The organism is Pseudomonas sp. (assembly GCF_049645325.1).
Taxonomy (GTDB): domain Bacteria; phylum Pseudomonadota; class Gammaproteobacteria; order Pseudomonadales; family Pseudomonadaceae; genus Aquipseudomonas.
This window is the reverse complement of the sequence record NZ_JBARTQ010000683.1, coordinates 1-11507: the sequence shown is the minus strand read 5'-3', so window position 1 is coordinate 11507 and position 11507 is coordinate 1. Positions and strand designations below refer to the sequence as shown.

Below are 11507 nucleotides of genomic sequence, written 5' to 3'. Positions count from 1 at the left end.
GGTTAGACTAGGCGAAATCAGGATGAGTAAATGACCGAAAAGTCCCTTTCAGAAGCCGAATATGACGCCATCACCGACGCCGCCGCGCATTGGTGCATGCGCCTGCATGCGAGCGATTGCACGCCCGTCGAGCGCCAGGCTTTTGAACAATGGCACGATGCACATCCGCTGCACGCCTTCGAGTACGCGGCCATGCTGGAGATCTGGGAGGTTGCCGATCATTTGCCGCGCAGCGAACCCATGCCGGCTGTCGTGCCGTTCACACCCCGTAGCCGCCTGCGCACGTATGCCGTGGCCGCAGCGGTGTGCCTGGTAGCTCTGCCATTGGCAGCGTTTACCGGCTGGGAAGCAGGTTGGTTGCCCAGCGCCTACGAACGGGTCGACGCCACAAACGGTTTGCGCCAGGTCACCTTGAGTGACGGCAGCCAGGTGGAGCTGAACCTGGGCACCGAACTGGTGTACAGCAACTACAAAAACGAGCGCCGGGTCACGCTAAAAAAAGGCGAGGCGTTTTTCAAGGTCAGCCATGACCGTGAGCATCCCTTTATTGTGTATGCAGGCGACGGCAAGGTCCGCGTGACAGGCACCCAGTTCAACGTCTGGAAGTACGAAGACCAGGTTCGGGTGATGTTGCTCGAAGGCTCGGTGCAGGTTTCCAGCGACACACTGCACCCCAGCGTGCCGCTGAGCCCCGGCATGCAGGCCAGTTACCACCAAGGCGACGCCACTCCCGAGGTTCGCGCCTCCAACCCGAATGACAATGCCCTGGCGTGGCGAACCGGCAAGCTGGTGCTCGACAACCTGGCCCTGGCCGATGCCTTGCCGCTGATCAACCGCTACCTGAACAAACCGGTGATGCTGGCAGACGCCAGTACCGGCGCCATTCGTATCGGCGGCATCTACAACATCAATGAGGTCAACAACCTCGTCCCTTCCCTGCCCAAGGTGTTGCCGGTCTACCTGACCCAAAACCAGGACGGCAACCCTGTCCTTAATTCCATCCCGCGTAAAACCCCCAAGAGCTGAGCCTTCTTCCTGCCCGAACGGGCACGTTCACGCCTGCAGTGTCCACTTTTGAAACACCCTTCCCTCCTGAGCCGCCCGCGTGGTGCGGATTCATCGTTTTGCCATGAGCACTGTTTCATCGCTGATACAGCCTGAAGGACTCAGCGCGGCGTTGCTGGGCATACCCCGTCGCGCTGGCGTTGTCTCACCGGTGAAACACTGGCGCCATCACTTCGCCCTGAATTACTTACAACCCATTGAATAACAACTAAAAATAAAAAGCGGCACGCGTTCTGCTCTCTCCCTTACAGCGCTGTTTAGGGTCAGCGCGAAGAATAAGGAACACTGCCATGGACACACACAATCCAGGCTCACTGAGCCTCCTGCTGATCAGCTGTGCATTGATTGCCAGCGTGAGCCTTCCCGTGCTCGCCGCAGGTGATGGTGTGATTGTGATTGAACGTCAGGTGCAACCTTATGCGATTGGCCGCTCACGCGGCGTCGACCCCTACCCCAATACCGTGAATGCCAACCCATCGGCTCAAATTCTGCGCGCCTCCAGCAATGAACTCAGCGACAACGACATTGCGGGTATCAGCACCGGCGCCAGTATCACGCGCAGCATCATGCCCAACGGTGACATTACCGGCCTGAACACAGTCGGCAACGGTAACGGCCTGGGCGCAGGTGCCGCAGCCGGCTTGGGCGGCGGCGGTGCCGGCGGTATCTCGGGCACCGTCAATGGCGCGGTCTCACGCGGCCTGGCGCCGCTGAATAACCTCGGCGGCATGATCGGGGGGGCGATGAAATGAACCGTTCCCTGATGCTTCTCGCCGCGCTCAGCTGCACAACAGCAATGGCCGACAGCAACAACAACGCCACGATTGATAACTCCGGCAAGCAATACAACGGGGTTGTCCTGATCAACCAGGCGGCCGGCGACCAACAACAACTGAGCAACAACCTCGCCATTTCGGTGGGCCACAACGCCCAGACCAATGTCGTCATCACACAAAAAATCAGCGGCGTTCCCGCCGACCGCGCCCTGAACGCGAATGTCTCGATCCAGGGCAACTCTTTCAGCAATGGCAACGGTGCACTGAGTGTCAACCAGTCCGCCGGGGCCCGGAACCAGATGATCAATGCCGTGCGCATCAGCGTGAATGCTGGCCCGCAAAGCATCGACGACAGCGTCATGTCGCAACAGAACGTTGCGCTTGCAACAGACTCAGGTTTGACCTCAACCACTGGCAGCCGCCAGGTCGCGACCAGCGACCAGGCCTTCACCGGCAACCGTGGAGTGGTACAGGTCAACCAGAGCGCCGGGGTGGGGAACCGAGTGGCTAACACCCTGAATCTACGACTCAACTGATGGAGCTGAGTCGACAGCTGGACCGCACCAACACTTAACCAACTAATTAGAAGCAAGGAGATACACCATGAAAACTACAATGGCTCTCAAACCACTGGCTTTCGCTCTCGCTGCGCTCATGGCTGTTGCTGCTCAAGCGGGTCAACCTGGCCACGGCGGTGGCGGCCCACAACCTGCGCCAACCACGGCTGCAGCAACCACCCTCGACGGTCAAAGCAACCACGGCAACGTGGTGCTCAATGACAAAACCAAAAACAACGCCTCGGCCAATGACTCCTACAACAACATCAGCGGCGTGGCCAACGGCAACGTGCTGAGCGGCGACAACAACCAAGGCAAAAACGACGTGGCCATCGTTTCCGGCGATGCAGACTTCGTGTTCGCCAGTGCCGGCACCGCCCAATCGAACACCGGCAACCTGGTGGTCAACAGCGGTACCCATAACAACGCCTCTCTCAACGACAGCGGCAACCACGCTTCAGGCGTGATTCAGCTGAACTCCGAAGCGGGCACTTCCAACCAAGGCAGCAACAGCGTTGCAATTGCCTCGGGCAATGGCGACGGCGGTGCAGCTGCTGTCACGGGTGTGCAGGACGTGTCGGGCAACCTGACCCTCAACCTGGCCAGCGGCCATGGCTGGAGCACCAAGCCGGTGGTCAACAACGCCAGCGTGAACAACTCGATGAACTTCAGCTCCGGTGTGTCGAACTCCAACACTCTGTCGGGCAGCAACAACCAAGGTCAGAACAACGTAGCAATCACTCGCTTCTGATCCAGATCGGGCCTTGGCAACAAGGCCCTTTTTATTTCCAGTGTCCAGCAGGTCATACGATCATGCGCCTCGTTACCTTCCTCCTCTTGTTCGCACTCACCGGCCCGACCTGGGCAGGGCAAATGGCTGTCGTCATGCCCAACGGCGCGGTGGTCTACAAGAAGGTCGAGAGCATTCGCGAGCGCAAGTTCTCCAACCTGGTGGAACAGAAAACCGATTTCAGCTGCGGCGCCGCCGCGCTGGCGACCATCCTGCGCCAGGCGTATTGGATGGACGTGGATGAAGACCACGTCATCAAGGGCATGCTGGTCAACGCCGACCAGAACCTGGTGCGCACCCAGGGCTTCTCGATGCTCGACATGAAGCGCTACCTCGAAAGCATCCACCTGCGCGCCAAGGGCTACCGCATCACGCCCGAAGTGCTGGTCACGGTGAAAGTCCCTGTGGTCGTGCTGCTGGACATCCGTGGTTACAAGCACTTCGTGGTGTTGCAGCGTGCCGACAAGGACTGGGTGTATATCGGCGACCCGGTGCTGGGCAACAAACGGTACTCCAAGGACGATTTCGTCAAAGGCTGGAACGGCATCGTGTTCGCGGTAATCGGCGAGGGCTACGACAAGACCAATGCCCTGCTCACCCCGCGCAATCCCCTGACCGCCAAGGGTCAGCTGAACGAGTTCAGCCCGGTACGTGACAGTGAATTGATGGACTTCGGTTTCATCCAGAGCGACTTCTTCTAGAAGCGCAATAAGGGGCAGGACGCTCCAGGAGCACACGATGAACACTCTCCGCTGGCTGACGGTCATGTGCCTGGCAGCCTCTGCACCTGCTTATGCTTCGTCGGCGTTCAAGCCGATCGAGCTCAAGGACTCGGAAATGGCCGAGCTGCGCGGACGCTATGTGATGCCGGGGCGGATTGTCAGCTTTGGGCTGGTCATGAGCACCACCTGGACTAACGCCGCCGGCGCAACCGTCACCGGCACCGCCAACATGCAGGTCAGCGCGTCCACCGTCACGCCGCAGTTTTACGTGCAGATCACCGGCCACGATGGCACTGGCGTGGTTAAACAACCCGACGGCACCGGCACCGTAGTGGGTGGTTCGGGCCTGGGCAGCGGCCAAGGCGTCGTCCAAAGCGTCCGTGCGGCCGGCGATGGCAACAGCGCCACCAATGGCGTCGACATCAATGTGACTAAAAATGGCCTGGCACCCGCCAATTACGTGCAATCGGGGCAAGCCTTGATGGCGGGCCAGCCGATCACGGGTGGCACAGCGGCCGGCCAAGTGACCGTAACCGCCCAGAATGGCGGGCTGCAAATGGCGTTGCTGGCCAATAACAATCAGGGCAGTGTCCTGCAGCAGATCGGCGGCGGCGCCGTCAACCAAGGCACGATTATCAAAGGCGATTTCAACGCCATTTCAAACATGACCCAACTCAATGTGGTGCTGGGCAACAACGGCCTGAACAACATCACCCAGAACCTCAACCTGGATCAACTCAAAGGCCTACGCACTTCCGGTTATTGAACTACGCTGAGCCACGACACTTACGCATTAGAAAGGGACGGCTTATTTCATGCATCGATCGTTATCGTTACGTGCCGTGATTTGTTTGAGTACGCTCCTGCCCGCATCCGTTCTTTACGCAGCGCCGGATGCCGATATCGAGACCTTGAAACAGGAATTACTGGAGCTCAAACAGCGTTATGAAGTGCAGCAAAAAGCACTGGCCGTACTGGAGCAACGTGTACGACAAGTAGAAGACCAACCCGCCACTCCCGCCCCTAAACGCTTGGCCAAATCCCCTGCCGACTTCCAGAAAGGCGGCACTACTGTGGCCGGCAACACGCCTGGCGTTGGTGCGGCGGCGGCTTCAGGCGGTGCAGCCGGCGGCAGTTCATACGGGCAGAGCCTCAAGGACGACTCGGCCCCCGCGCAAAGCGTGAGCAACCTCTACAACGAGGCCAGCGGCTTTTTCGGCAATGGCAAGTTCAGCTTTGAAACCGGTATTACGTATGCCCGCTACGACGCTCGCCAGTTATCCCTCAACGGCTTTCTGGCGCTGGACTCGATCTTCCTCGGCAATATCAACCTGGACCGGATCAAGTCCGACAGCTGGACCCTGGACCTGACCGGGCGTTACAACCTCGACAATCGCTGGCAATTCGACCTGAACGTGCCTGTGGTCTACCGCGAGTCGACTTACCAGTCGGGGGGTGCCGGCGGCGACTCCAACACCACGTCGGAAGGTTCCGTCACACGCGACCCCACCATCGGCGACGTCAACTTCGGCATTGCCTACAAATTCCTCGACGAGAGCGCCAATCTGCCGGATGCGGTGGTGTCTGTGCGGGTCAAGGCCCCGACTGGCCAGGAGCCGTATGGCATCAAGCTGATCCAGCAGCCTAATAACGACAACCTGGCGGTGCCGGACAGCCTGCCGACGGGTAACGGGGTATGGTCGGTGACGCCGGGCATTTCCCTGGTCAAGACGTTTGACCCCGCGGTGTTGTTCGGCTCCTTGTCGTACACCCATAACTTTGAGGAGTCGTTCGGCGACATCAGCCCTAACGTGAATCAGAAAGTCCCCGGCAAAATCAGCCTGGGCGACAGCTTCCAACTCGGTGTAGGCGTCGCATTCGCGCTTAACGAGAAGATGAGTATGTCGTTCTCCGTCTCTGATCTGGTGCAACGCAAAAGCAAGATCAAACAGAGCGGCCAGGACTGGCAATCGGTGGTCTCCAGTGACGCCAACGCCGGTTATTTCAACGTGGGCATGACCATTGCCGCGTCGGAGAACCTGACAATCGTGCCGAACCTGTCGATCGGCATGACGGATGATGCGCCGGACTTCACCTTCAGCCTGAAATTCCCTTACTACTTCTAACCCCGCAACATGGAAAAGCCCCGCAACGATAAAGGTCGTTGCGGGGCTATTCGGTTTACCCGCCCTAGCGGATCTGGTGTTTGTGCAGCAACCGGTAGAACGTCGGCCGGGAAACCCCAAGCACACGGGCGGCGACACTCAAGTTGTCGCTGTGCCGGTTGAGCACATCACACAACGCCTGGCGTTCGGCGCGGTGTTTGTAATCTTCCAGTGTAGCCATCGGTGGCGCGATTGCCTGTTCGCCTTGCAATCCCAGATCAACGGCTTCGATCTGCCGCCCTTCAGCCAGCACCAAACCACGGCGAACACGGTTGGCCAGTTCACGCACATTCCCTGGCCAGGGGTGTTGCCCCATGGCGATCAGGGCATCTTCACTGAAACTGCGCGGGCGCCGGCCGGTTTCCTGGCTGTAGAAGCGTGAAAAATGGTTGGCCAGCATCGCCACGTCGCCATGCCGCTCGCGCAGCGGTGCCGTGACCACTTGCAACACGTTCAGGCGGTAATACAAATCTTCGCGAAAAGTGCCCTTTTCAACTGCTGCTTCAAGGTCCACGTGGGTCGCCGCCAGCACGCGCACATCCACCGGAATCGGTTGGCTGCCGCCTACACGCTCGATCTGCTTTTCCTGCAGAAAGCGCAGCAGGTTGGCTTGCAGCTCCATCGGTAGATCGCCGATTTCATCCAGGAACAGCGTGCCGCCGTGGGCCGCCTCGATGCGCCCGACCTTGCGCTGATGCGCACCGGTAAACGCGCCTTTTTCATGGCCGAACAGTTCAGACTGAATCAAGTGTTCGGGGATGGCGCCGCAATTGATCGCCACAAACGGCTTGGCATGGCGCTGGGATTGGCGATGGAGGGTCTTGGCCACCAGTTCTTTGCCGGTGCCGCTGTCACCCCGAATCAACACCGGAGACTCGGTCGGTGCCAGCTTGCCCAACAATTTGCGCAGCTCGCGGATGGGCCGGCTGTCACCGAGCAGTTCGTGCCCGGGCTCGTCGACCAGCATATGGCCCTTGCCCCGCAGGCGCGCCATGCCGAACGCACGGCCGAGAGTGACCTGCACCCGTGCGACATCAAAGGGCAAGGTGTGGAAGTCGAAAAACCATTCGCAGACAAAATCCCCGACGTTCTGCAGGCGCAGCACATCCTGGCTGAGCACGGCGATCCACTCAGTGCCGCTGCGGCTGATCAGCTCCTTGACCGCCTCGGGGCGTTCCAGGTGGTAGGGCTGTAAACGCAGCAAGCCCACATCACATGAACGGTCACCCACCGCGGCCAGGGCACAGCTGTCCACTTCCCACCCGGCGGTGCGCAAGCCGGGCAATAGCCCATGGCAGTCGTCACAAGGGTCGACCACCAGCAAGCGACGCGGGACAGGTGTAACAACCATGACTATTCCTTGGCGTCAAAATCGTTAAAGTTATTTAGAAACAATAGTTTGTGAGGCCTGGCGCTAACACTAGCAAGGTATTGACGCTCTCCTTGTACCGTTTCGCTATAAGTGTGGGCAAAAAGCCACTTCTGCCGAGCCTTGGGATAATTGTTCAGGCGCCGCTGGAACGTTCATTGGGCTTTCAAAACAGCCGCTTACATGACCCTCATCACGGAAAGTTTAAATTTCTTATCCTAATATGTGACCTGTACCCTGCCATCGTGCATCAGTACAAGTAACCCGCCGCACGGTCAGCCCAACCGTCGGCACTTCACTTGAATGGGCATTGAGAGAGAAGACCCCATGAACGCCCCGCTCCGCATCAACGAAGCTCTTTTGATCGCAGACCGTGCTTTCCAGCCCTTTCAGTGCGTGGCCTGGCACGATGGCCATGGCGCCCTGAGCCTGAGCGTCATCGACCGGACCAATACCCGTATTGGCAGCAAACAGCTGTCTTCGAGCACTTACACCGACCCGGCCCAATTGGAAGACTTGCTGTTGCAGGCACGCGCCGAACTCGACAAAGAAGGCCATCAGTTGCAGTCGTGGGCCATGCCGAAGTAAGTAAGCCGCAGCAACTTCCGATCATTGCCTGTATGCACAAACAATGATCGGAAGTTCCGGGTAAAACGCTGCTTATTGTGCGGAAAGAATAAACCGCTCAATCGCCTCGGCAGCGCCGTCGTCGACATTGCTGCCTGTGACGACATTTGCTTGACGCTTGACGGCTTCTTCGGCTTGCCCCATGGCAATCGACAACCCGGCCACTTCAAACATCGCCGGATCATTGCCACCATCACCGATGGCCACAGTTTGCTCCAGCGGTACGCCGAGATGCTCAGCCAGGGTCTTCAAGGCGTCGCCCTTGTTAGCGAGCATCGCGGTCACGTCCAGGTAGATCGGTTGCGAACGCGACACATGGGCCAACCCCTTCACCTTGGGCTGCAACAACGCCTCCAACTCCACCAGCAGCGGCGCGTTGTGACTGGCGGCGACGATCTTGTTGACCCGGTCCAGGTACGGTTCAAAGCTCTCGACGACCCGTGGCCCATACCCCAGGCCGGCGGCTTCAACGGCCACCATCGGCCCGGGCGGATCACGACGCAGCCATTCGCCTTCGGCAAATACCCACACTTCAACGTCCGGCTCGGCTGAAAACAGCGCCAGCGCGATCAGCGCCGCTTCCGCCGGCAAATGGTGCGCGAGCAGCACGCTGCCATCAGGGTTGACCAACGTACCGCCGTTAAAACCCGCCACCGGCACATCAATGCCGAACGCCTCGACCATGTGCATCATGGCCCTTGGCGGCCGCCCACTGGCGAGGCTGAAAAACACCCCGGCATCGCGCAGCGCGCGCACGGCGTCAATCGTGCGCTGGCTTGGCGTGTGATCGGGACGCAGCAGCGTCCCGTCCATATCACTTAATACAAAACGGATGGGGTGGATCGCGGCGTCACTCATCCGAGGCTATGCCAGGTGCGGCCATCGCGAGCCAGTAAGGCGTCGGCAGCCGCCGGGCCATCTTCACCGGCCTTGTAGGCCTGGATACCGTCGTCTTCCTTCCACGCATCCAGGAACGGCTGCACGGCGCGCCAACCGTTTTCAATGTTGTCGGCACGCTGGAACAGGGTCTGGTCGCCGGTCATGCAGTCGTAAATCAGGGTTTCATACCCGGTCGACGGCTGCATCTCGAAGAAGTCCTTATAGTCGAACCCCAGCTCGATATTGGCCATCTCCAGGGTCGGCCCAGGCTTTTTGGCCAGCAGGTCGAACCACATGCCTTCATTTGGCTGGATCTGGATTTTAAGGTAAGTGGGCTTGAGTTCGTCGACGTCTGTGTCGCGGAACTGCGCGTAAGGCGCGTGCTTGAAGCAGATCACGATTTCAGTGTCGCGAATGCTCATGCGCTTGCCGGTGCGCAGGTAAAACGGCACGCCGACCCAGCGCCAGTTGTCGATCATCACCTTGAGCGCGACGAACGTCTCGGTGCTGCTGTCGGCGGCCACGTTGGCCTCTTCACGGTAACCAGCAAGCGCCTTGCCGCCGATCTCGCCGGCGGTGTACTGGCCGCGTACCGAGTTGGCGCGCGCATCTTCCAGGGACCACGGCCGGATCGCACCGACCACCTTGGCTTTTTCACCGCGTACCGCGTCGGCGCCAAAGGCCGCAGGTGGCTCCATGGCTACCATCGCCAGCAACTGGAACAGGTGGTTAGGCACCATGTCGCGCAGGGTGCCGGTTTTTTCGAAGAAATTGCCCCGTGTCTCAACGACGACGGTTTCCGCCGCCGTGATCTGCACATGGTCAATGTAATGGTTGTTCCAGAACGCTTCGAACAGCACGTTGGAGAAACGGCTGATCAAAATGTTCTGCACCGTCTCCTTGCCCAGGTAATGGTCGATGCGATAGATCTGCTTCTCGCTCATCACCTTGAGCAGGCACGCGTTCAACGCTTCGGCGGTGGCCAGGTCGGAGCCGAAAGGCTTTTCGATGACCACGCGACGGAAGCCGTCATCGGCTTCGTTGAGCAAACCGGCGCTGCCTAGGCGCTGCACCACTTCACTGAAGAAGCGCGGTGCGGTCGCCAGGTAGAACACCGCGTTACCGGTGCCGCTGTCAGCGATCTTCTTGGCGATGTCGGCGTAGGTGCTGTCGTCGAGGAAATCGCCCTCGACGTAGCTGATGCCCTTGGCCAGCTTCGCCCAGAGTTCAGGGTCAAGGGCGTTTTCGCCGCTGCCCCTGACTTTGCTGGCGGCTTCGGTGCGAATGAAGTCCTCAAGCTTCTTAGCGAAGTCGGCGTCACTGACGGCGTTATGGTCAACACCGACAATGCGCAGGCCATCGCCCAGCAGCCCGTCACGACTCAGGTTGTACAGCGCCGGCATGAGCAGGCGCTTGACCAGGTCGCCATGGGCGCCAAACAGAAACAGCGTGGTAGGTGGTGCAGGTTCGGCCTTGGGTTTCTTGCCGTTGGCGGTCATTTTTTGGAAGTCTCCACGTGGCCGCCAAAGCCGAAGCGCATGGCAGACAGCATTTTGTCACCGTAGGTGCTTTGCTGGCGGGAACGGAAGCGCGCGAACAGCGACGTCGACAATACAGGCACCGGCACCGCTTGTTCCATGGCGGCTTCGATGGTCCAGCGGCCTTCACCGCTGTCTGCCACGGAGCCGGAATAGCCGTCAAGTTTCGGGTCGGTGGCGAGAGCGTCGGCGGTCAAGTCCAGCAACCAGGACGACACCACGCTGCCACGGCGCCAGACTTCGGCGATGTCGGCAACGTTGAGGTCGAAACGCTCGTGTTCCGGCAGGTTTTCCGAGTTCTTGGTCTTGAGGATGTCAAACCCTTCGGCGAAGGCCTGCATCATCCCGTACTCGATACCGTTGTGGATCATTTTCACGAAGTGCCCGGAACCCGCAGGGCCTGCGTGGATGTAACCGTGTTCCGCGCGAGTGTCGGCGGAGGCGGAACGGTCCTTGGTACGCGGGATGTTGCCCAGGCCCGGTGCCAGGCTTTTGAAGATCGGGTCGAGGCGTTGCACGCTTTCGACGTCGCCACCGATCATCATGCAATAACCACGCTCCAGGCCCCAGACGCCGCCGGACGTACCGACGTCGACATAGTGCAGGCCTATTTCCGACAGCGCCTTGGCGCGGCGGATGTCGTCTTTGTACATGGTGTTGCCGCCGTCGATGATCACGTCACCGTCTTCCAGCAGCTCACTCAATTGATTGATCGTGTCTTCGGTGGGCGCGCCCGCCGGCAACATCACCCAAACGGCGCGAGGCTTTTGCAGCCCGGCAACCAAGGCCTTCAAGTCGGCGACGCCGGTGGCGCCCTCCTCGCTCAAGCCCTTCACGAAGGCTTCGTTACGGTCGTATACAACGGTGGTATGCCCATTGAGCATCAGGCGCCGCGCAATGTTACCGCCCATGCGGCCTAGTCCGATAATCCCCAGTTGCATGTGCTGATGCTCCTAACTACTAAATAATGTGTGACATAGTTTATAGCGCAATGAGGCTAATGAGGGTTAGTCCAGAGC

Annotated in this window: 12 protein-coding genes; 8 read left to right on the top strand and 4 right to left on the bottom strand. The window is 59.5% G+C overall.

The genetic code is table 11. The annotated features are described in order from the left end of the window. The first annotated feature begins 30 nt into the window (after nt 1-30). The 7 genes from WBB95_RS29135 (at nt 31) to WBB95_RS29105 (ending at nt 6036) form a co-directional block, all read left to right on the top strand. Nucleotides 31-1026, top strand: a complete 996-nt coding sequence (locus tag WBB95_RS29135) for a FecR family protein (protein ID WP_424490730.1) — start codon at nt 31-33, stop codon at nt 1024-1026. A 329-nt stretch (nt 1027-1355) separates the two neighbouring features. Continuing rightward, nucleotides 1356-1817: a hypothetical protein gene (locus WBB95_RS29130; RefSeq protein ID WP_424490729.1), complete on the top strand. Its 462-nt coding sequence runs from the start codon at nt 1356-1358 to the stop codon at nt 1815-1817. Continuing rightward, nucleotides 1814-2377 (top strand): adhesin, encoded by a 564-nt coding sequence (locus tag WBB95_RS29125; RefSeq protein WP_424490728.1) that lies wholly within the window; start codon nt 1814-1816, stop codon nt 2375-2377. Before WBB95_RS29130 ends, WBB95_RS29125 begins: the two co-directional genes overlap by 4 nt. Before the next feature lie 67 nt (nt 2378-2444). Further along, the gene (locus tag WBB95_RS29120; RefSeq protein ID WP_424490727.1) at nt 2445-3149 is read left to right on the top strand and encodes a heme utilization protein; all 705 of its coding nucleotides are present in this window, start codon (nt 2445-2447) and stop codon (nt 3147-3149) included. A gap of 62 nt (nt 3150-3211) precedes the next feature. Next, nucleotides 3212-3889, top strand: a complete 678-nt coding sequence (locus WBB95_RS29115; RefSeq protein WP_424490726.1) for a C39 family peptidase — start codon at nt 3212-3214, stop codon at nt 3887-3889. A 37-nt stretch (nt 3890-3926) separates the two neighbouring features. Further along, entirely contained in the window at nt 3927-4676 is a 750-nt protein-coding gene (locus tag WBB95_RS29110; protein WP_424490725.1) for a hypothetical protein, read from the top strand. A gap of 49 nt (nt 4677-4725) precedes the next feature. Continuing rightward, nucleotides 4726-6036 carry a hypothetical protein gene (locus WBB95_RS29105; protein WP_424490724.1) on the top strand — a complete coding sequence of 437 codons (1311 nt, stop codon included), beginning with the start codon at nt 4726-4728 and terminating at the stop codon, nt 6034-6036. Between the two features lie 64 nt (nt 6037-6100). Here WBB95_RS29105 and WBB95_RS29100 read toward each other — a convergent pair whose 3' ends face one another. Then, on the bottom strand, nt 6101-7426 hold the full coding sequence (locus WBB95_RS29100; RefSeq protein WP_424490723.1) for a sigma 54-interacting transcriptional regulator: 1326 nt from the start codon (nt 7424-7426) through the stop codon (nt 6101-6103). A 345-nt stretch (nt 7427-7771) separates the two neighbouring features. Here WBB95_RS29100 and WBB95_RS29095 point away from each other — a divergent pair, with 345 nt between their 5' ends. After that, the gene (locus WBB95_RS29095; RefSeq protein WP_424490722.1) at nt 7772-8032 is read left to right on the top strand and encodes a hypothetical protein; all 261 of its coding nucleotides are present in this window, start codon (nt 7772-7774) and stop codon (nt 8030-8032) included. A 72-nt stretch (nt 8033-8104) separates the two neighbouring features. Here WBB95_RS29095 and WBB95_RS29090 read toward each other — a convergent pair whose 3' ends face one another. Genes WBB95_RS29090 through gnd form a run of 3 tightly spaced genes read right to left on the bottom strand, consistent with a single transcriptional unit; the run spans nt 8105 to nt 11429 of the window. Next, nucleotides 8105-8929 (bottom strand): Cof-type HAD-IIB family hydrolase, encoded by an 825-nt coding sequence (locus WBB95_RS29090; RefSeq protein WP_424490721.1) that lies wholly within the window; start codon nt 8927-8929, stop codon nt 8105-8107. Continuing rightward, nucleotides 8926-10449: a glucose-6-phosphate dehydrogenase gene (gene zwf / locus WBB95_RS29085; protein ID WP_424490720.1), complete on the bottom strand. Its 1524-nt coding sequence runs from the start codon at nt 10447-10449 to the stop codon at nt 8926-8928. Before zwf ends, WBB95_RS29090 begins: the two co-directional genes overlap by 4 nt. After that, nucleotides 10446-11429 carry a phosphogluconate dehydrogenase (NAD(+)-dependent, decarboxylating) gene (gnd, locus tag WBB95_RS29080; protein ID WP_424490719.1) on the bottom strand — a complete coding sequence of 328 codons (984 nt, stop codon included), beginning with the start codon at nt 11427-11429 and terminating at the stop codon, nt 10446-10448. The genes zwf and gnd overlap by 4 nt, the downstream gene beginning before the upstream one ends. Between the last annotated feature and the right edge of the window lie 78 nt (nt 11430-11507).